Here is an 18,968-nt window from a genome sequence, read left to right as displayed (position 1 = left end):
GTCGGTGCTCCGGCGGACGGGTCAGTGCTTGGCGACGAGCGCGAAGGACGCGAACTCGGCGGCCAGGTCCTCGTGCACCCGTGCCTTGAGCAGCGTGCCCTCGCCGGTGTGCTCCTCGGAGAGCACCTCGCCGTCGGCGTGCGCCCGGGCGATGAGCGCGCCCTGGCTGTACGGCACGAGGACGTCGACCTCGACCTCGGGCCGCGGCAGCTCCTCGTCGAGCAGCGCGAGCAGCTCGTCGATGCCCTGGCCGGTGCGGGCGGACACCGCGATGGCGTGCTTCTCGTTCCGCAGCATGCGCTGCAGGACGAGCGGGTCGGCCAGGTCCGCCTTGTTGATGACGACGATCTCGCGCACCTTGAGCGCCTCGACCTCGCGGAAGACGTCCCGCACGGCGGCGAGCTGCTCCTCCGGGACCGGGTGCGAGCCGTCCACCACGTGCAGGATGAGGTCGGCTTCCGCGACCTCCTCCATGGTGGAGCGGAACGCCTCGACCAGGTGGTGCGGCAGGTGCCGGACGAACCCGACGGTGTCGGTCAGCGTGTACAGCCGGCCGCCGGGGGTCTCCGCCCGGCGCACGGTCGGGTCGAGGGTGGCGAACAGGGTGTTCTCCACCAGCACGCCCGCGCCGGTGAGCCGGTTGAGCAGCGAGGACTTGCCCGCGTTGGTGTAGCCGGCGATCGCGACGGAGGGCACCTTGTTGCGCTTGCGTTCCTGCCGCTTGAGGTCACGGCCGGTCTTCATCTCCGCGATCTCCCGGCGCATCTTCGCCATCTTCTCGCGGATACGGCGCCGGTCGGTCTCGATCTTGGTCTCACCGGGACCGCGGGTGGCCATACCCCCACCACCGCCGGCCCCGCCGCCGCTGGAGCCGCCACCGCCCATCTGGCGGGAGAGCGAGGCACCCCAGCCGCGCAGGCGCGGCAGCATGTACTGCATCTGTGCGAGCGAGACCTGGGCCTTGCCCTCACGGGACTTGGCGTGCTGGGCGAAGATGTCGAGGATCAGGGCGGTGCGGTCGACCACCTTGACCTTGACGACGTCTTCGAGCTGGATGAGCTGTCCGGGGCTGAGTTCACCGTCGCAGACGACCGTGTCGGCGCCTGTCTCCTGCACGATGTCCCGCAGCTCGCGCGCCTTGCCCGAGCCGATGTACGTGGCCGGGTCCGGCTTGTCACGGCGCTGGATCACGCCGTCGAGCACCAGGGCGCCCGCGGTCTCCGCGAGGGCGGCGAGCTCCGCGAGGGAGTTCTCCGCGTCGTGCACGGTTCCGGAGGTCCAGACACCGACGAGTACGACGCGCTCCAGACGGAGCTGCCGGTACTCGACCTCGGTGACGTCCTCCAGCTCGGTCGACAGACCCACGACGCGGCGCAGCGAGGCACGGTCGGAGCGTTCGAGCTGAGCACCGTCCCGCTCTTCGTCGATCTCGTGGCTCCAGGCGACGTCCTCTTCCATCAGGGCGTCTGCGCGAAGGCTCTCGGGGAGGCGCTGGCGGTCGTTTGAAGAGGAGGAAGAGGAGGTCATTGGATCCTTTGGTCGAGCGGCTGGGATGGGGACGGGCGTGTTGTCCGTCATAACGATGGTCGCACGCCCGCCGCCGGGGGTCACGCGGGTTTCGCCGCCGTCGCCGCACGGGCCCTGGCCGCGCCGGCGACCCAGTCGCCGTGACCGGGCATCGGCGGGGTGACGGTCCCGTACAGCCAGGCGTGCAGGAAGCCGCTGAGGTCCCGCTCAGCGACCTCGGAGGCGAGAGCGGTGAAGTCGGCCGTCGAGGCGTTCCCGTCCTGGTGACGGGCCACCCAGGCGCGCTCAAGGCGCTGGAAGGCGGGGGCGCCGATCTCCTGGCGCAGGGCGTACAGGGCGAGCGCCCCGCCGTCGTAGACGTTGTTCCGGAAGATGCCGAGCTTGCCCGGCTCGGGCACCTTCGGTTCGGCGGGCGGGCCGTCCGCCGCCCGTACCCGGTTGTCGCCCTCGTAGGCGGCGCGGACCTGCTGGTCGAGGCCGACGCCGTACTTCTGCGCGTTGTACAGCCACTGGTACCAGGTGGCGTGGCCCTCGTTGAGCCAGAGGTCCGACCAGGCCGCGGGGGTGACGCTGTCGCCGAACCACTGGTGGGCGAGCTCGTGCACCATCAGCGGGGCTGCCAGCGCCTCGGGGGCGAGCAGGACGCGGCGCTCGAAGAGCGAGAGGGTCTGGGTCTCCAGCTCGAAGCCGGTGGTGGTGTCGGCGCTGAGGATCCCGTACGTCTCGAACGGGTAGGGGCCGACCTGCTCCTCCATCCAGGAGATCTGCCCGGGGGTCATCGCGAGCCGGGCCTCCAGCCGGTCGCGGTCGGCGGCTCCGACGACGTCGCGCAGCACCAGCCCGTGCGGACCGGCGCGGTGCAGTACGGCGGAGCGGCCGATGGAGACCTGCGCGAGCTCGGTGGCCATCGGGCTCGCGGGACGGTACGTCCAGGTGAGAGCGGACGCGGGCGCGGCCTCGGGGACGGCGTCCGGGACGCCGTTGGTGATGACGGTGAGGTCCTTGGGGGCCGTGACGTGGAAGGTGAAGGCGGCCTTGTCCGAGGGATGGTCGTTGCACGGGAAGACGCTGTGGGCGGCATCGGCCTGGTTGGCCATCGCCAGTCCGTCGGCGGTCCGCACCCAGCCGGTGTTCGCGGCGCGCGGATCGCTGGTGTGCGTGACGGCGATCAGCAGCTCGCCGCCGTCCGGTACCGGCTCCTCGGGGGTGACGACGAGTTCCTCGCGCTCCCGGGTGTAGACCGCCGGATGCCCGTTGACCTGCACCGATGAGACCGTGCCGGCGGCGAAGTCCAGATGGAACCCGGTCAGTGGCGCCGTCGCGCGGGCCTTGATGCGGGTGACGGCGTCCAGCGGCCGGTCCTGGCCGTGATAGTCGAAGGAGAGGTCGTACGCGGCCACGTCGTAGCCGGGATTGCCGAGGTCGGGATAGAGCCGGTCGCCGAGACCCGACGTCGATACGGCGGGATCGCCGGGCAGGTCCGCCGCGGTCAGGGTCAGTACGGCGGCGAACGCCGCCAGCACGGCGCCGCTGCGCGGCGTGATGGGGATCATGCGCTACCGCTATCAGGGGGCGGCGGCCGGGGACGCGCGACGCGCAGCAGCACACCCGATCGGCCCTGGTCCGCCCGGCCGGTTGTCCGAACCCGACCGGACCCGACCGGCATGGAGCGGATCGGACCGGATCAGAGCGCGTCGCGCCCGTTACCGACGCGCGGCGGCCATCGCCCGCTGGGCCCGGTAGACGTCGTAGACGCCCGGCACCGATCGCATGGCGCGCATCAGGCTCGGCAGGGCTTCCGCGTCGGGCAGCTCGACGGTGTACGTGTGCCGCACCCGGTGTTCCTGCGGGGGTTCCACGGAGGCGGAGACGATGCCCACGCCCTGGCCCGCGATGGCCTCGGTGAGATCCGCGAGCAGCCGCGGCCGGCCGAGCGCCTCGGCCAGCAGGGTGGCGCGGAATCCGGCCCCGGCGGGGCGGCCGCCCCGCCACCGGACGGGAACCGGCTCCCGTCCCGCGCCGATCATCCGAACCGCGGTCGGGCACTCCTCGCGGTGCACGGCGACCGTGCCGCCGCGGATGACGAACCCGGTGACCTCGTCGGGCGGTACCGGCGTACAACAGCGCGCCAGCCGGACGGCCGCGCCCGCCAGGTCGGTGACGGCGACCGGTTCGTCCTCGGCCGCGGTGTCCGCGCTGTACGCGGGGCGTTCCGCGCGGGCGGCGGGCTCCTCGTCGGCGGGCGGCACCGGATGGAGTTCCAGCCAGCGGGTGACGGCGATCCGGGCCGCCGGTGTACGGACGTGCTCCAGCCAGTCGGCGGACGGGCCGGAGGCGCCGGTCTCGTCCAGCAGGATCTGCACGATGTCGCCGTCCCGCAGCTTGCTGCGCAGCGGTGCGAGACGGCCGTTGACGCGGGCGCCGACGCAGGCATGGCCGGCCTCGCCGTGCAGCGCGTAGGCGGCGTCCACACAACTGGCCCCTGCGGGTAGCCGGATGGTGCCGGTGGTGTCCCCGCCGTGCGCGGAGAAGACGGTGACCTCGCGGTCCTGGGCGAGGTCGGCGCGCAGCGCGGTCCAGAAGGTGTCGGGGTCGGGGGCGTCGCGCTGCCACTCCAGCAGGCGCGACAGCCAGCCCGGCTGGGTGGGGTCGACGCGTTCGCCATCGGCGGCCTGCGGGGGCTCGTCGACGGTGTGCGGATTGCCCAGCGCGATGACACCGGCCTCGGCGACCCGGTGCATCTGCCGTGTGCGGACCAGGACTTCGGCGATCCGGCCCTCTTCGTCGGCGACGGCGGTGTGCAGCGACTGGTACAGGTTGAACTTGGGCGCCGCGATGAAGTCCTTGAACTCCGCGATCACCGGGATGAAGCAGGTGTGCAGCTCACCGAGGACGGCGTAGCAGTCGGCGTCCTCCGCGACGAGCACCAGGATCCGGCCGAACTCGCAGCCGCCGAGCTCGTCCGCGCCGCGCTTGAGCAGCACCCGGTGGACGGAGACGGTGTGCCGCGGCCGGATGGCGACCTCGGCGGCGATCCCGGCCTCGCGCAGCACGGCCCGCACGGCGTCGGCGACGGCCGCCAGCGGGTCCGGGCGGACGGAGTTGGCGCGGATCATCGCGCGGGTCCTGGCGTACTCCTCGGGGTGGAGGATGGCGAAGACCAGGTCCTCCAGTTCGCTCTTGAGGGCCTGAACACCCAGCCGTTCGGCGAGCGGGATGAGCACGTCCCGGGTGACCTTCGCGATCCGCGCCTGCTTGTCGGGGCGCATCACCCCGAGGGTGCGCATGTTGTGCAGCCGGTCGGCAAGTTTGATCGACATGACGCGTACGTCGCTTCCGGTGGCGACCAGCATCTTGCGGAAGGTCTCGGGCTCGGCCGCGGCACCGTAGTCGACCCGTTCGAGCTTGGTGACGCCATCGACGAGATAGCAGACCTCCTCGCCGAACTCCTCCCGCACCTGATCGAGTGTCACTTCCGTGTCCTCGACGGTGTCGTGCAGCAGAGAGGCCGTCAGGGTCGTTGTCTCGGCGCCGAGTTCGGCGAGGATCAGCGTCACGGCGAGCGGATGCGTGATGTACGGCTCGCCGCTCTTGCGCATCTGGCCGCGGTGCGAGGACTCGGCGAGCAGATATGCGCGGCGCAGAGTCTCGATGCCGGCCGCGCCGACCCCCGGGTGGCGCAGCCGGTGGACTTTGGCAAGGTGCTCGATGGCGTCCGGCACGCGCTGGCCCCTGCCGCCGGCGGGCAGGCCCCACTCCCGGCCGCCGGGGCCGAGCAGTGCCGCCCGGCCGAGTCTGCGCAGGTCGATGCGGCGAAGTCCGCGCCTGCGGCCCTCATCGTCGGGGGCGGGGGCGGCATCCACTGCGTTGTCCGCGCTCATCGGGCACCTCCGGCAGCGTCAACCGGCGGCGGGCGCTCTCCACGGAGAATGGGGGCCGCGCCGGTGCTTGATGCTACCGAGCCCACCACGTGCGGCAGCCGCGCTCTCGTCCAGAGTGATCGCCATCACCCGTTCGAGGGAACAAGTGCGGGAAGTCAGTACGGGAGGCCAGTTCGGAAAGGGGGCTCAGGAGTCCGATTCCCGGCAGGGTTTCGGGCGGTGGCGGTCCGTCAGGCTGACGGTGCGTCCAGCCACTCCCGGTCGATGGTCCCCTCGGCGACGATGACGGCGGGGCCGGTCATCTCGATCTCGCCGTCGGCGCGCTCGGTGATCACCAGACGGCCGCCGGGGACGTCCACGGTGTAGGTGACGGGGCGTCCGGTGATGGCCGGGTCCGCGCCGTCGCGGCGGGCGGCGGCGACCATGACGGCGCAGGCGCCGGTGCCGCAGGAGCGGGTCTCGCCGGAGCCCCGCTCGTGGACGCGCATCGCCACATGCCGCTCACCGCGGTCGACGACGAATTCCACGTTCACGCCGGTCGGGTACGCGGCGGCGGGCGTGACGGTGGGCGCGGTGTACAGGTTTCCCGCGTCGTCCAGGCTGCCGACGAAGGCGACGGCGTGCGGATTGCCCATGTTGACGTTGCTCGCCAGCCAGCTGCGGCCGTCCACGGTGACGGTCACCTCGCCCGCGGGCAGGGCGGCCGCGCCCATGCCGACGGTGATCCCGCCCAGGGTGCCGTCCGCGTCCGTCTTGGCGATGTGCACCCGGCGGACGCCCGCGCGGGTGGCCACGGCCAGGTCACCGGGCCCGGTCAGCCCGGCGCGCTGCAGATACCGGGCGAAGACCCGGACGCCGTTGCCGCACATCTCGGCGATGCTGCCGTCGCTGTTGCGGTAGTCCATGAACCACTCGGCCTCGCCGGCCATGCCGGCGGCCTCCGGATGGGCCTCCGAGCGCACGACCCGCAGCAGCCCGTCGCCACCGATGCCCGCCCGGCGGTCGCACAGCCGCGCGACGGCCGCCGCGGACAGCTCGATGCGGCCGTCCGCGTCGGGGACGATGACGAAATCGTTCTCGGTGCCGTGGCCCTTGAGGAAGGACAGGCCCTGGTGCGTGGTGGGCTGCGTGGTGGTCACAAGGACAAGCGTAAGGCCACCGGCCCGGCACGCTCCGGTGCGGGGCGCTCGGCGGGCGGCTCAGCGCAGGCGGGCCACGCGCCAGATGGCGAGGACCGCCAGCAGGCCGCTGATCAGGGTGTAGGCGACGATGAAGCGCCAGTCCGCACGGCGGCCGGAGCCACGGGCGGGCAGTCCGGGCCAGGTGTAGCCGACCCGGCGGGCGGCCATGATGCCCCAGCCCGCGGAGCAGCAGCTGAGCAGCAGGCCGAGCATGGCCACGACCGCGCCGCCGTCACCGAACTCGAAGGCGAGCGGGAAGGCGAACATCAGGGAGCCACCGACACCGAGGGCGACGATCGGGGCGAGCTGCCAGATCCGCAGCCGCCGCTGCGGCCGCAGCTCCACCGGAACGAGTTCCGGCTCGATCATCGCCTCCGGGTCGATCAGCGACCCGGGTTCGAGCAGTTCGTCCGTCCCGAGCTGTGCCTCGGTCTCGGCATGACGGTCGGGTGAGGAGTCTCGGGGACCGGCTTCCATCGCCACGCGCCCTCCCCCTTCTCCGACGCCGTAACTCGTTGCTCGATGATGGCACGGCCGCGTGGCCGTCTCCTCACGCTGAGGCGTCCCGATGCCATCACGTGATCAGGCTGTAACCGCAGCTTCGACCAACGTCAGCGCCTGATCGGTGAGTTCCGGGCCCCGGGCGGAGAGCCAGTGAACCCGCTGATCGCGGCGGAACCACGAGTCCTGGCGCCGGGCGAAGCGCTTGGTGGCCCTGACGGTCTCGGCGCGCGCCTCGTCGTCGGTGCACTCCCCCACGAGCGAGGCGAGTACCTGCTGGTAGCCCAGCGCCCGTGAGGCGGTGCGGCCGTCCCGCAGCCCCACCGCGGCCAGCTCCCTTACCTCGTCCACCAGTCCGGCGTCCCACATCCGGTCGACGCGCAGCGCGATGCGCTCGTCGAGCTCGGGCCGCGGCACGTCGACGCCGATCTGGACGGTGCCGTAGATGGAGTCGGGGCCCGGCAGATTGGCCGTGAACGGCCGGCCGGTGATCTCCACCACCTCCAGCGCCCGGACGATCCGCCGGCCGTTGCTGGGCAGGATCGCCCGGCCCGCCTCGGGGTCGACCGCGGCCAGCCGGGCGTGCAGCGCCGCGGAGCCCTGCTCGGCGAGCTCCGCCTCCAGCCTGGCCCGGACGGCGGCGTCGGTGCCGGGGAACTCCAGCGCGTCGATGGCGCCGCGCACGTACAGCCCGGAGCCGCCGACCAGTACGGGGGTCCGCCCGGCCGCGTGCAGCCGGTCGATCTCGGCGCGGGCGAGCCGCTGGTACTCGGCGACGCTCGCGGCCTCGGTGACGTCCCAGATGTCCAGCAGGTGGTGCGGCACGCCGTGGCGCTCGTCGGTGGTGAGCTTGGCGGTGCCGATGTCCATGCCCCGGTAGAGCTGCATGGAGTCGGCGTTGACGACCTCACCGTTCAGGGCCTGGGCCAGGGCTACGCCCAGATCGGACTTGCCGGCCGCGGTGGGGCCGACGACGGCGATGACAAGATCTTTACTCGGAAGTACGGGGGGTCGCTCCCCGGGAGTGTGCAGCACGTGTCCAGTCTCCCAAACCTCCGGGCCCCCTCACGATCGAGGGACGTGACGCAGCGCTGCCGGACTCGTTGCCTCTGGAGAGATTCCGCAGGCCGGATTCCGGGTTCTCCGGACCGGCCGGACCCGAGCGGTGCAACGAGGCGCCCCGGGCAACGCGGATTTTCGACCTCACGAGTATGGTCTGGAGTAGAAATGGGAGTTTTCGGATGGTTTCGGCGTCAGTCGGCCGACCCGTCAACCGAAGCGGCGGAAGCCGTCACTCTGACGGCGGAGCCGGAGGGCGTCGAGGCGGTCGCTGAGCCCGCCGAGGCGGCGGAGCCGGCCGGGGACGCGGAGCCCGCGGGCGCGGCGGAGCCCGTCGGCATCCCGAAGCAGCAGTCCACAGCGGACGCCGCCGACAGCGAGGCCGGTGAGGGCGCCCGCGCGTAGCCGCCCCGAAGGAAGGTGCCGGATGGGCCTGATGGACACGATCAAGGACAGACTCGGACTCGCCAGGAACAAGGCGGGCGACCTCGCGCAGCAGCACGGGGGAAAGATCGAGTCGGGGCTCGAGAAGGCCGCCCGGACGGTGGATTCCAGGACCCACGGCAAGTACACGGACAAGATCGACACGGGTGTGCACAAGGCGAAGGGCGCCTTGGACCACCTGAAGAGCGGCAAGGAGGGAAGCGGGCCGGACACTCCGGCCTGACGCCCCCAGCCACCGCTGGGAGGTACCCCCGGACCCCAGCGCGGGAAGGCCGCGGGTGCTTCGGCCCCGCGGTCTTCCGCCGTCCCGGTCCGCACCAGTCGGCGGCTACGGCCGAGCGGCGGCTACGTCCACGTGGCGACGAAGTAGCCGACACCGTACGGGGCGTCCTCGTAGAGCAGTTGTCCGGCCAGGCCCGCGCCCTGCGCGGCGCCCGCGAGGACCTGCCAGGGGGCGCGTCCCGCGGCCTGGAGCGTCTCCGCCAGTTCCGCGTCCAGTGCGGCCAGCGCCTCGGTGTCGGCGGCGGCCAGCGCGGCGGCGACCGAGGCGTCGAAGGGTGCCGCGCGCTCGTCCAGATACCCGGGAGCCTTGAGGGTGCGGCAGGCGCTGCCGTCGCCCATCACCAGCAGCGCGACCCGGTCCGCCGTTGACGCGATCATGGCGCCGGTGGCGGCGCAGCGGTCCTGTTCGAGCGGCTCGCCCACGCCCAGGCCCTCCAGCGGAGCGGCGGCCCAGCCGCGCAGCAGCCAGGCGGCGACGGCCAGCGAGGGCGGCAGCGCGCGGTCGGCGCCGACGTCCTCGGACGGAATCCCGGGTGCGGTGCCGAGGCGTACGTCCAGGTCCACGCCGAACTCCCGGAACGAGCCCCGCGCGCCCTCGTGGTGCCGCCCCCGGTCGGGCTGCCCGGCCGGGCCGATCACCACCAGCCGGTCCGGCCGGGACGCCGCGAGCACCCCGACCGCGTCGGCGCACGCTGCGCGCAGCGCGTCCAGTTCGAACGCGGCACCGGCCGCGACCTCGGGTACGAGCAGCGGGGCGGACGGGCAGACTGCGGCGGCTACGAGCATGAACGCAGCCTAATGGGGCTGATCACCGTTCCCCAGGACCGTGCACACCGTTCCGACCCCTGTCGCCGAAATCCCCGCCACCGACCTGTGGGCCTTCACCCTCGAGGACGACGGCCGGCCTCGGAAACTGACCAGCCACGGCGTGAGCTGGCGCGGCCGCACCGCCGGACCGTCGGCACCGGTCCGGCGGAACCGTGATCGGACGCTGTCGTCAGCCGAGCCCGCAGCCGCTCTCCACCGCGGGCGACGGCGCCGGAGCGCCGATCGTCGGCAGCCCGAGCATCACTCCGGCCGGCGCCTTGGGCGCGGCGTTGCGCTGCTCCCACGCGTCGCCGGCCCGGGTGCGCCGCACGGAGAGCGCGGGGCGCTCGGCGAGCAGGTGGTGCGGGGCGGCGTAGGTGATCTCCACCGTGGCCATGTCACCGGGGCGCGGGTCGGTGCCCGCCGGCTTCTCGAAGTGCACCAGACGGCTGTCGGGGGCCCGGCCGGACAGCCGGTGCGTCGCCTTGTCCTTGCGGCCCTCGCCCTCGGCGACCAGGACCTCCAGCGTGCGGCCGATCTGCGTCTTGTTCTCCTGCCAGGAGATCTCCTCCTGGAGCGCCGACAGCCGCATGTAGCGCTCCTGGACGACCTCCTTGGGGATCTGCCCGTCCATGTCGGCGGCCGGGGTCCCGGGGCGCTTGGAGTACTGGAAGGTGAAGGCCTGCGCGAAGCGCGCCTCGCGCACCACGTGCATCGTCTGCTCGAAGTCCGCCTCGGTCTCGCCCGGGAAGCCCACGATGATGTCGGTGGAGATGGCGGCGTCCGGCATGGCCGCGCGCACCTTCTCGATGATGCCGAGGTAACGGTCCTGCCGGTACGAGCGGCGCATCGCCTTGAGGACGGTGTCGGAGCCGGACTGCAGCGGCATGTGCAGCTGGTGCATCACGTTCGGCGTCTCGGCCATGGCGGCGATCACGTCGTCGGTGAAGTCCCGCGGGTGCGGGGAGGTGAAGCGCACCCGCTCCAGCCCCTCGATCTGCCCGGTCGCCCGCAGCAGCTTGGAGAACGCCTCGCGGTCGCCCATGCCCGAGCCGTACGCGTTCACGTTCTGCCCGAGCAGGGTGATCTCGACGACGCCCTCGGCGACCAGCGCCTCCACCTCGGCGAGGATGTCGCCGGGCCGCCGGTCCTCCTCCTTGCCGCGCAGCGCGGGCACGATGCAGAAGGTGCAGGTGTTGTTGCAGCCCACCGAGACCGAGACCCACGCGGCGTAGGCGGACTCGCGGCGGGACGGCAGCGTGGAGGGGAACGCCTCCAGCGACTCGGCGATCTCGACCTGCGCCTCTTCGGCGATCCTGGCCCGCTCCAGCAGCACCGGCAGCCGGCCGATGTTGTGGGTGCCGAAGACCACGTCGACCCAGGGGGCCCGCTTCACGATGGTGTCGCGGTCCTTCTGCGCGAGACAGCCGCCGACCGCGATCTGCATACCCGGCCGGGCCGCCTTCTGCGGGGCGAGCTGGCCGAGGTTGCCGTAGAGCCGGTTGTCGGCGTTCTCCCGCACCGCGCAGGTGTTGAAGACGACGACGTCCGCCCCGTCCGCTCCCTTGGGCGCGCGGACATAGCCCGCGCCCTCCAGGAGGCCGGACAGCCGTTCCGAATCGTGCACGTTCATCTGGCACCCGTAGGTGCGGACCTCGTATGTCCTCAAACCAGCCACCTCACCGCTCACCCAACCAGGGTACGGGGGGCGCGGGGGTACGGAGAGCCGCGGGCGGCCCGGCCCCCTCGGCCCCTCCCGCCCCGCTCGTGCGGCAGGCCCCCGGGGCCGGCCCTACCCACGGCGGCGCCCGCCTGGCAGGATCCGGACCATGAACGTCCCCCACATCGGCAGACGCCGCGCGCTGCAGTCGGTCCTCGCGGCCGCCGCCGCACTCGCGCTGCTCCTGTGGTGGCTGCTGCCGTCCCGCGGTCCGTCGTATCCGCACGAACCGGTCTCGTTCTCCACCGGCGTGGCCGCCGGGGTGTACGAGACCTACGGGAAGATGCTCAAGACCGATCTGCGGGACCAGCTGCCAGGGGTGGCGGTGAACCTCGTCCAGTCGCAGGGCTCGGTCGACAACGTGAAACGCGTCGCCTCGGGGCAGGCCGACTTCACGATCGCCGCCGCCGACGCGGTCGCGGACTACCAGGGCCCGGGCAAGGACCGGCTGCGCGCCTGCGCGCGGCTGTACGACGACTACATGCAGCTCATAGTCCCCAGGGACTCGCCGATCAGCTCCGCCCGCGATCTGCGCGGCAAGCGCGTCGGGGTGGGCCAGGCGGCCTCCGGTGTGCACCTCATAGCCCGCCGGCTGCTGGACGCCGCCGGGCTCGACATGGCCAAGGACCTCACCGCGGTGCCGGTCGGCATCGACACGGCACCCGGCCTGCTCAAGGCGGGCAAGCTCGACGCGTTCTTCTGGTCCGGCGGCCTGCCGACGAACACCGTGACGAATCTGGCGGCGTCCAGCAACGTCAAGCTCGTCCAGCTCGGCGACCTCGTGGACAAGCTGCACGCCAAGGGCGACACGATGGGCTACTACCGGCAGGCGGTGATGCCCGCCGACGCCTATCCGACGATGCAGCACGGCACGGCCGTCACGACCATCGCCGTCGCCAACCTGCTCGTGACCACCGACCGGGCGGACACCGGACTCGTCGAACGGCTCACCCGCGCGGTCATCGACAGCCGCGACGAGATCGGCAACAAGGTCCACGCCGCCCAGCTGGTCGACCTGCGCACCGCCGTCTTCACCAACCCCCTTCCACTGCACGAAGGCGCCAGCCGCTACTACCGGTCGGTAAAGCCCTAGGGTGCCCCTCGCGCGACTGCCGGGGATAGGCCCTAATCTCTACGCATGCGAAACGGGGGTACACCAGACGGCGGGCCCCACACTCTTGTCGACGGCCGGTACGAGCTGCAGCGCCCGCTGGGCCGTGGCGGTATGGGCGTGGTGTGGGAGGCGTACGACAACCGGCTGGGGCGCCAGGTCGCCGTGAAGGAACTGCTGTTCCGGGGCGCGGTGGACCCCGACACCCAGGCCCAGTGGGTGGAGCGGGCACGCCGGGAGGCGCGGGCCATCGCCCGGATCGGGCATGAGCACGTGGTGGCGGTGCACGACGTGATCGAGGCCGACGGCCAGGTCTGGATCGTGATGGAGCAGGTCAATCCGCGGTCGCTCGCGGACCAGTTGCAGGAACGCGGCCGGCTGGCCGCGCTGCAGACGGCCAGGATCGGCCTGGAGGTGCTGCGCGGGCTGCGCGCGGTGCACGCGGCAGGCGTGCTGCACCGGGACGTGAAGCCGCACAACATCCTGTTCCGCCGGGACGGGCGCGCGGTGCTGATGGACTTCGGCATCGCGACCTTCGAGGGCGCGGCCCAGGTGACCCGGCTGCACGAACTCGTCGGCACCCCGCGGTACCTGGCACCCGAGCTGTGCACCCCGCACGGCCGGTCACCGCGCGAGGCGACGCCCGCCGCCGACCTGTGGTCGCTCGGGGTGACGCTGTACGAGACGGTCGAGGGACGCGCGCCCTTCCGCGGGCCGACCCCGTACGAGGTCCTGGAGGCGGTGCGTGAGGACGAGCCGCCGCCGATGGAGTACTGCGGCCCGCTGCGGCCGCTGATCGAGGGCCTGCTGGTGAAGGAGCCGCTGGAGCGGCTGACGGCGCAGCGGGCCGAGCAGTTGCTGCAGCATGTGGCGCAGGAGACCCCGCAGTATCCGACGGCGTTCTACCCGGAGGACGGCCACCCGCCGGTCACGGAGTCCCCGTGGACCGCGGGCGGCAGCGTCACGAGCACCGGTGCCGACACGGGCCCGCTGGAACCGCCGGACGTGACGGACCCGCCCGTTCCGACCGCTGCAGCCGGTTCGGCTGCTTCATCCGGTTCAGCTGCTTCATCCGGTTCAGCTGATCCTTCTCATCCTTCTGATCCGTCCGGTTCGGCGGACCCGGGGGCACCCGTCCCGCCCCGCCGCCTCGCCGCCCGCCTCCGCGGTCCCCGCGCGTGGGCGGCCGCCGCAGTGGCGCTGGTCGTGCTCGTGACCGCCGGCTGGTTCACCGTGGACCGGCTCACCGCGGCCGCCGGCCCGTCCCTCGACAGCTCCGCGACCCTGCGGGCGGCCCGGGAACGCGGCTTCCTGCTGGTCGGGGTGAAGGGCGACCAGCCGGGGCTCAGCGAGCGTTCGGCACAGTCCGCCGGCGGCTTCCGCGGGTTCGACATCGACATCGCGCGGGCGGTCGCGAAACATCTGGGCTTCGACACGGTGCGGTTCGAGGTGGTCAACACCCAGAGCCGCGAATACCGGCTCAGCACCGGGCAGGTCGACCTGATAGTGGCCAGCTACTCGATCACCCAGGGGCGCAAGGAGTCGGTGGACTTCGCCGGCCCGTACTACGTGGCAGGACAGGACTTCCTGGTACCGGCCCGGTCGACCGGCGTGAACGGCGTCGCCGACCTGGACGGTCACAAGGTCTGCACCGTGCAGGGCTCCACGCCGGAGGCGCGGCTGCGCACGGAGTATCCGCGGATAGTGCTGGAACCGCGCGCTTCGTACGGGTTGTGCGTCGCCGACCTGCTGGCCGGCACGGTGGACGCGGTCTCCACCGACGATGTCATCCTGGCCGGCTACCGGGCCCAGCACCCCACGGAACTGCGGCTGCTCGGCGCCCCGTTCGGCAGCGAGCAGTACGGCGTGGGCCTGCACCGGGGCGAGCCGGCGCTGCGCGCCGCGGTGTGCGGCGCCATAAGGGACGAGATCTCCTCGGGCCGCTGGAAGTCCTCGTACAACACCTATCTGAAGCCGCTGGCCCCGAAGGAGCTGGCGGACCAGCTGCCGCCCGACCAGACGGAGTGCGGCTGAGGGCCGGGATCGCCTCTCCGGGCCCTTGGAGGGGCCGCTACGTGCTTGCCCTGCGGCTCTGGGCTCTAGGGCTCCTACGGGCTCTCCGGGCTCTACGGCGCCGAGCGCGGCACCGTGAGGGTCACGGCGAGGCCGGTGGGCTCGTTCGCCGCGAAGGAGAGCCGGCCGCCGCTCTGGTTCAGCAGGACGCGGGCGATGGACAGACCGAGTCCGGAGCCGTCGATGTTCTGGTGGCGGGGGCTGCGCCAGAAGCGGTCGCCGATCCGGGCGAGCTCCTCCTCCGTCAGACCGGGTCCGCCGTCGGAGACGGTGACGGCGACCTCGTCGCCCTCCCCCGCGACCAGCACCTGGACCCGCCCGCCGCGCGGTGTGAACTTCAGCGCGTTGTCGATGACGGCGTCCAGCGCGCTGGACAGCGCGACCGGATCGGACCAGCCGGTGACCGCGGTCTTGCCCGCGTACTCCAGGGCGACGCCCTCCCGCGCCCCGACCGGCCGCCACGCGCCGAGGCGCTCGCCGACGAGTGCGGCGATGTCGGTGAGGGCGAGGTCCGCGTCCGCGTGCTCCGCCAGCGCCAGGCCGAGCAGATCGTCCAGGACCTGGGCGAGCCGTCTGCCCTCGTCCTGGACGGAGGCCACCTCCGCGTTGCCCTCGGGGAGTTCGAAGCCGAGCAGCTCGATCCGCAGCATGAGCGCGGCCAGCGGATTGCGCAGCTGGTGGGAGGCGTCGGCGACGAAGGCCCGCTGCTGTTCGAGCACCTGCTCGACGTTGTCGGCCATCTCGTTGAACGACCGGGACAGCCGCCGCAGTTCGGGCGGCCCGCCGGCCGCCGCGACCCGGGACTTCATCCGCCCGGTGGCGATGTCGTGTGTGACGCGGTCGAGGATCGCGACCGGTCGCAGCACCCAGCCGGTGAGCCGGAACGCGAACAGTACGGCGATGGCCATCGCGGCCAGCTCACCGGCGCCGAGCAGCAGCCAGCCGTGCAGGATGCGCGAACGCAGCGCCCCGGTGGGCGATTCGGTGAGGACGACGGCGACGACGTCCCCGTCGCGGATGATCGGTGAGGCGACGGCCAGCGTGCGGCGCTGCCACGGCCAGACCTGCTCCGGGTCATGGCTGCGGCGGCCGGCCAGTGCCGCGCTGTAGGCGCCGTACGCCTCCCCCGCTTCGGGGAGTCTCCAGTCCGCGGGCGCCACACCCATCGCGGTGCCGTCGCGGTAGAAGACACCGACGCGGATGCCGTACAGCTCCTCGTACCGGCTGAGTTCGGAGCGCAGCGCGTGCAGCCGCTCGTCGTCCCCGACGTCGCTCGCGGACTGCGGGGTGCGCGAGGTGACGAACTGGGCGAGCGACGCGAAGCGCGCGGTGTCGTCGATGCGGTCGACGACGACGCGCTGCTGCTGCGCGGCGGCCATGCTCGCGGCCAGCGGAAAGCCCAGGGCCAGCAGGACGCCCGCCATCAACGCGAGCAGCAGGGGGAGAAGACGCGAGCTCAACGGCGGGGTCCTGGATCTCAGGCGGCGGGAACGACGAGCCGGTAACCGACCCCGCGCACCGTTTCGATCATGGACGGCATCCGCAGCTTGGAACGCAGCGAGGCGACGTGCACCTCCAGGGTGCGCCCCGTCCCCTCCCAGCTGGTGCGCCAGACCTCGCTGATGATCTGCTCGCGGCGGAAGACCACCCCGGGCCGCTGGGCGAGCAGGGCCAGCAGGTCGAACTCCTTGCGGGTGAGCGCGATCGGCTCGCCGCTCACCATAACGCGGCGGGTGGGCAGTTCGATGTCGACGGGGCCGAGTTGCAGACTGCCGGCCGGCGGCCGCTCACCGGCAGCGGATCCGTCGGCGGGCGCGGGGGCGGCGGACTCCGTACCGGGCCGCAGCGGGGGCCGGCGGCCGACCGCGTGGATCCGGGCGAGCAGCTCACCGGTGTCGTACGGCTTGACGACGTAGTCGTCCGCGCCGAGGTTCAGGCCATGGATCCGGGACCGCACATCGGCGCGGGCGGTGACCATGATCACGGGGGTGGAGGTGCGCCGGCGGATCCGGCTGCACACCTCGAAACCGTCCTGGTCGGGCAGGCCGAGGTCGAGCAGCACACACCCGTAGGACGGGCCCTGGGCGGGCAGCAGCGCGCGCAGCGCCTCCTCGCCGCTGCGGGCATGGGTGACGTCGAAGCCGTGCTTCGCGAGCACGGCCGACAGTGCGGCGGCGACCCGGTCGTCGTCCTCCACCAACAGCAATCTCATCGGTTCACCCTCCTTTCCCACATCGGCAATCGTTCGGCCACAGGTCGGACACCCGCCGTCGGCCGGCGTCCGGTACCTACCCGGAATACAGACCGACCGGCGAGGGGCGCGTCAAGGGGGCATCGGTACCTGCCGCGGACTGTTATCCAGCCGGTACGCACGACAACACAGGGCACATCACTCGTGGCGGAGAGTATCCGAATCGTGATGCTCAAGTTCAGCTCAGATGTAATGACGCTCGTCATCATGCATCACTAAGGTCTGCCAGACCGACGAAGATGGAGCACAGGCCGATGACCGAAGTCTCAGTGACCAAGGACGCCGCGCCGGCGACCGATGACCTGGTCGTACTGGGAGGCGTGAACAAGCACTTCGGCGCGCTGCACGTGCTCCAGGACATCGACCTGACGATCACCCGCGGTGAGGTCGTGGTCGTCATCGGTCCTTCGGGGTCCGGCAAGTCCACGCTGTGCCGCACCATCAACCGGCTGGAGACGATCGATTCGGGCTCCATCACGGTGGACGGGAAGCCGCTTCCCCAGGAAGGGCGGGAACTGGCCCGGCTGCGTGCCGATGTGGGCATGGTCTTCCAGTCCTTCAATCTCTTCGCGCACAAGACCGTTCTGCAGAACGTGATGCTCGGGCAGGTCAAGGTCCGCAAGACCGACAAGAAGGCGGCCGAGGACCGGTCCCGGCAGCTGCTCGACCGGGTCGGCGTGGGGGTCCAGGCGGACAAGTACCCCGCGCAGCTCTCCGGCGGACAGCAGCAGCGGGTCGCGATCGCCCGCGCGCTGGCGATGGACCCCAAGGTCATGCTCTTCGACGAGCCCACCTCCGCACTCGACCCGGAGATGATCAACGAGGTGCTGGAAGTCATGCAGCAGCTCGCCCGGGACGGCATGACGATGATCGTCGTCACGCACGAGATGGGCTTCGCCCGCTCCGCCGCCAACCGGGTCGTCTTCATGGCCGACGGACGGATCGTCGAGGAAGCGACGCCGGAGCAGTTCTTCAGCAATCCGCGCAGCGACCGCGCCAAGGACTTCCTCTCGAAGATCCTTCACCACTGACGTTGCCTGACGGCCGGCGGGCGCCCCTGCGCGCGGCCGGCCCCGCACCACGGCCGACCGACGGCTGACGTACGACGGCTGACGTACGACGACGCACTGATGACCGATGACTGACGACCGACGACTGACGACTGACGACGCAAGGGATGTCCCCATGAATATCCGTAAATCCGCCGCCGCCGGACTCGTCGTCCTGGCGCTGACCGCCTCCGCGACCGCCTGTGGCGGCAAGGAGGGCACGCCGACCGCGCCCGGCGCCAAGCCCACCACCGGCGCCGACGCCCCGAAGCTGCCGACGTACACGCCGAAGACGGGCGTCACGCTCGACTCCGCCGTACTGAAGAAGGCTCAGCAGCGCGGCAAGCTGGTCATCGGCGTCAAGTCCGACCAGCCGTTCCTCGGTTTCCAGCCGCCCGGCTCCAACGACCGCAACGGCTTCGACATCGAGATCGCCAAGATGGTCGCCGCGGACCTCGGCTTCGGTCCCGACAAGATCGAGTGGAAGACCTTCGACTCCAGCCTGCGCGTGCCGGCGATCAAGAAGGGCGACGCGGACTACTACGTCGGCACCTTCACGATCAACGACGCCCGCAAGAAGGACATCTCCTTCGCCGGCCCGTACTACATCGCCGGCCAGGACCTGCTCGTGGCCAAGAGCAACACCGACATCACCGGCCCGGACAGCCTCAAGGGCAAGAAGGTCTGCAGCATCACCGGCTCCACGCCGCTGGAGCGCATCAAGGACCCGAAGTACGGAGCCGTCGTCAACGCCCTCGGCAAGTACTCGGACTGCGTGCAGCAGCTCCAGACCGGCCAGGTCGACGCGGTCACCACCGACGACGCGATCCTCAAGGGCTACGCGGCGCAGGCCCCCGGCAAGTTCCGGGTGGTCGGCAAGCAGTTCTCCCAGGAGCCGTACGGCGTCGGCCTCGCGCACGACGACAAGGCGCTGCGTGACGCGATCAGCGACGCGCTGAAGGCGCACCAGGACAACGGCGACTACAAGAAGGCCTACGACGCGACGCTGGGCCTGTCCGGCGCCCCGTACACCGCGCCGCCGGCCCTCGACCGCTACTGATCAGCCGACCCGCAGGCCGGCC

Annotated in this window: 16 protein-coding genes; 6 read left to right on the top strand and 10 right to left on the bottom strand. The window is 71.9% G+C overall.

Annotated elements, in window-relative coordinates:
- Nucleotides 1-21: 21 nt before the first annotated feature.
- The 6 genes from hflX to miaA form a co-directional block, all read right to left on the bottom strand.
- Nucleotides 22-1,527: a GTPase HflX gene (gene hflX / locus O3W51_RS04235; RefSeq protein WP_138357311.1), complete on the bottom strand. Its 1,506-nt coding sequence runs from the start codon at nucleotides 1,525-1,527 to the stop codon at nucleotides 22-24.
- A gap of 80 nt (nucleotides 1,528-1,607) precedes the next feature.
- Nucleotides 1,608-3,080: a M1 family metallopeptidase gene (locus O3W51_RS04230; RefSeq protein ID WP_138357312.1), complete on the bottom strand. Its 1,473-nt coding sequence runs from the start codon at nucleotides 3,078-3,080 to the stop codon at nucleotides 1,608-1,610.
- A gap of 150 nt (nucleotides 3,081-3,230) precedes the next feature.
- A complete protein-coding gene (locus O3W51_RS04225; RefSeq protein ID WP_138357313.1) occupies nucleotides 3,231-5,408 on the bottom strand; it encodes a RelA/SpoT family protein in 2,178 nt (725 codons plus the stop codon).
- A 230-nt stretch (nucleotides 5,409-5,638) separates the two neighbouring features.
- Nucleotides 5,639-6,547, bottom strand: coding sequence for a diaminopimelate epimerase (gene dapF / locus O3W51_RS04220; RefSeq protein WP_138357314.1), 909 nt, complete (start codon nucleotides 6,545-6,547; stop codon nucleotides 5,639-5,641).
- A 60-nt stretch (nucleotides 6,548-6,607) separates the two neighbouring features.
- Complete coding sequence (locus O3W51_RS04215) at nucleotides 6,608-7,066, bottom strand: hypothetical protein (RefSeq protein WP_138357321.1); 459 nt, start codon at nucleotides 7,064-7,066, stop codon at nucleotides 6,608-6,610.
- 105 nt (nucleotides 7,067-7,171) lie between these two features.
- Entirely contained in the window at nucleotides 7,172-8,122 is a 951-nt protein-coding gene (gene miaA, locus O3W51_RS04210; RefSeq protein WP_138357322.1) for a tRNA (adenosine(37)-N6)-dimethylallyltransferase MiaA, read from the bottom strand.
- A 195-nt stretch (nucleotides 8,123-8,317) separates the two neighbouring features.
- Between miaA and O3W51_RS04205 the strand changes: the two genes are divergently transcribed.
- Both O3W51_RS04205 and O3W51_RS04200 read left to right on the top strand, forming a co-directional pair.
- The gene (locus tag O3W51_RS04205; RefSeq protein ID WP_138357315.1) at nucleotides 8,318-8,554 is read left to right on the top strand and encodes a hypothetical protein; all 237 of its coding nucleotides are present in this window, start codon (nucleotides 8,318-8,320) and stop codon (nucleotides 8,552-8,554) included.
- A gap of 22 nt (nucleotides 8,555-8,576) precedes the next feature.
- On the top strand, nucleotides 8,577-8,816 hold the full coding sequence (locus O3W51_RS04200) for an antitoxin (protein WP_138357316.1): 240 nt from the start codon (nucleotides 8,577-8,579) through the stop codon (nucleotides 8,814-8,816).
- Between the two features lie 122 nt (nucleotides 8,817-8,938).
- Here O3W51_RS04200 and O3W51_RS04195 read toward each other — a convergent pair whose 3' ends face one another.
- Both O3W51_RS04195 and miaB read right to left on the bottom strand, forming a co-directional pair.
- A complete protein-coding gene (locus tag O3W51_RS04195; RefSeq protein ID WP_164293578.1) occupies nucleotides 8,939-9,661 on the bottom strand; it encodes a class III extradiol dioxygenase subunit B-like domain-containing protein in 723 nt (240 codons plus the stop codon).
- A gap of 211 nt (nucleotides 9,662-9,872) precedes the next feature.
- Nucleotides 9,873-11,360: a tRNA (N6-isopentenyl adenosine(37)-C2)-methylthiotransferase MiaB gene (miaB, locus tag O3W51_RS04190; protein ID WP_164293692.1), complete on the bottom strand. Its 1,488-nt coding sequence runs from the start codon at nucleotides 11,358-11,360 to the stop codon at nucleotides 9,873-9,875.
- 151 nt (nucleotides 11,361-11,511) lie between these two features.
- On the opposite strand from miaB, the gene O3W51_RS04185 reads away from it, so the two are divergent.
- Both O3W51_RS04185 and O3W51_RS04180 read left to right on the top strand, forming a co-directional pair.
- Nucleotides 11,512-12,495, top strand: coding sequence for a TAXI family TRAP transporter solute-binding subunit (locus O3W51_RS04185; protein ID WP_138358549.1), 984 nt, complete (start codon nucleotides 11,512-11,514; stop codon nucleotides 12,493-12,495).
- Nucleotides 12,496-12,540: 45 nt separating this feature from the next.
- Complete coding sequence (locus O3W51_RS04180; RefSeq protein WP_187145042.1) at nucleotides 12,541-14,547, top strand: bifunctional serine/threonine-protein kinase/glutamate ABC transporter substrate-binding protein; 2,007 nt, start codon at nucleotides 12,541-12,543, stop codon at nucleotides 14,545-14,547.
- 92 nt (nucleotides 14,548-14,639) lie between these two features.
- On the opposite strand, the gene O3W51_RS04175 is transcribed toward O3W51_RS04180, so the two are convergent.
- Entirely contained in the window at nucleotides 14,640-16,046 is a 1,407-nt protein-coding gene (locus O3W51_RS04175; protein ID WP_138358551.1) for a sensor histidine kinase, read from the bottom strand.
- A 17-nt stretch (nucleotides 16,047-16,063) separates the two neighbouring features.
- Nucleotides 16,064-16,798: a response regulator transcription factor gene (locus tag O3W51_RS04170; protein ID WP_138358553.1), complete on the bottom strand. Its 735-nt coding sequence runs from the start codon at nucleotides 16,796-16,798 to the stop codon at nucleotides 16,064-16,066.
- 293 nt (nucleotides 16,799-17,091) lie between these two features.
- Here O3W51_RS04170 and O3W51_RS04165 point away from each other — a divergent pair, with 293 nt between their 5' ends.
- Both O3W51_RS04165 and O3W51_RS04160 read left to right on the top strand, forming a co-directional pair.
- The gene (locus tag O3W51_RS04165; RefSeq protein ID WP_138358555.1) at nucleotides 17,092-17,868 is read left to right on the top strand and encodes an amino acid ABC transporter ATP-binding protein; all 777 of its coding nucleotides are present in this window, start codon (nucleotides 17,092-17,094) and stop codon (nucleotides 17,866-17,868) included.
- Between the two features lie 154 nt (nucleotides 17,869-18,022).
- Nucleotides 18,023-18,946 (top strand): glutamate ABC transporter substrate-binding protein, encoded by a 924-nt coding sequence (locus O3W51_RS04160; RefSeq protein WP_138358557.1) that lies wholly within the window; start codon nucleotides 18,023-18,025, stop codon nucleotides 18,944-18,946.
- Nucleotides 18,947-18,968 lie beyond the last annotated feature (22 nt).

This window comes from Streptomyces sp. H39-C1, from assembly GCF_027158125.1.
Taxonomy (GTDB): Bacteria; Actinomycetota; Actinomycetes; order Streptomycetales; family Streptomycetaceae; genus Actinacidiphila; species Actinacidiphila fildesensis.
The sequence above is the reverse complement of the archived record's forward strand: the minus strand, read 5'-3'. Positions and strand labels throughout refer to the sequence as shown.

Excerpts from the sequence above, each read along its gene's own strand:
- hflX (WP_138357311.1), bottom strand. The coding sequence starts at position 1,527 with ATGACCTCCTCTTCCTCCTCTTCAAACGACCGCCAGCGCCTCCCCGAG.
- O3W51_RS04230 (WP_138357312.1), bottom strand. The coding sequence starts at position 3,080 with ATGATCCCCATCACGCCGCGCAGCGGCGCCGTGCTGGCGGCGTTCGCC.
- O3W51_RS04225 (WP_138357313.1), bottom strand. The coding sequence starts at position 5,408 with ATGAGCGCGGACAACGCAGTGGATGCCGCCCCCGCCCCCGACGATGAG.
- O3W51_RS04215 (WP_138357321.1), bottom strand. The coding sequence starts at position 7,066 with ATGGAAGCCGGTCCCCGAGACTCCTCACCCGACCGTCATGCCGAGACC.
- O3W51_RS04205 (WP_138357315.1), top strand. The coding sequence starts at position 8,318 with ATGGGAGTTTTCGGATGGTTTCGGCGTCAGTCGGCCGACCCGTCAACC.
- O3W51_RS04200 (WP_138357316.1), top strand. The coding sequence starts at position 8,577 with ATGGGCCTGATGGACACGATCAAGGACAGACTCGGACTCGCCAGGAAC.
- O3W51_RS04195 (WP_164293578.1), bottom strand. The coding sequence starts at position 9,661 with ATGCTCGTAGCCGCCGCAGTCTGCCCGTCCGCCCCGCTGCTCGTACCC.
- O3W51_RS04185 (WP_138358549.1), top strand. The coding sequence starts at position 11,512 with ATGAACGTCCCCCACATCGGCAGACGCCGCGCGCTGCAGTCGGTCCTC.
- O3W51_RS04180 (WP_187145042.1), top strand. The coding sequence starts at position 12,541 with ATGCGAAACGGGGGTACACCAGACGGCGGGCCCCACACTCTTGTCGAC.
- O3W51_RS04170 (WP_138358553.1), bottom strand. The coding sequence starts at position 16,798 with ATGAGATTGCTGTTGGTGGAGGACGACGACCGGGTCGCCGCCGCACTG.
- O3W51_RS04165 (WP_138358555.1), top strand. The coding sequence starts at position 17,092 with ATGACCGAAGTCTCAGTGACCAAGGACGCCGCGCCGGCGACCGATGAC.
- O3W51_RS04160 (WP_138358557.1), top strand. The coding sequence starts at position 18,023 with ATGAATATCCGTAAATCCGCCGCCGCCGGACTCGTCGTCCTGGCGCTG.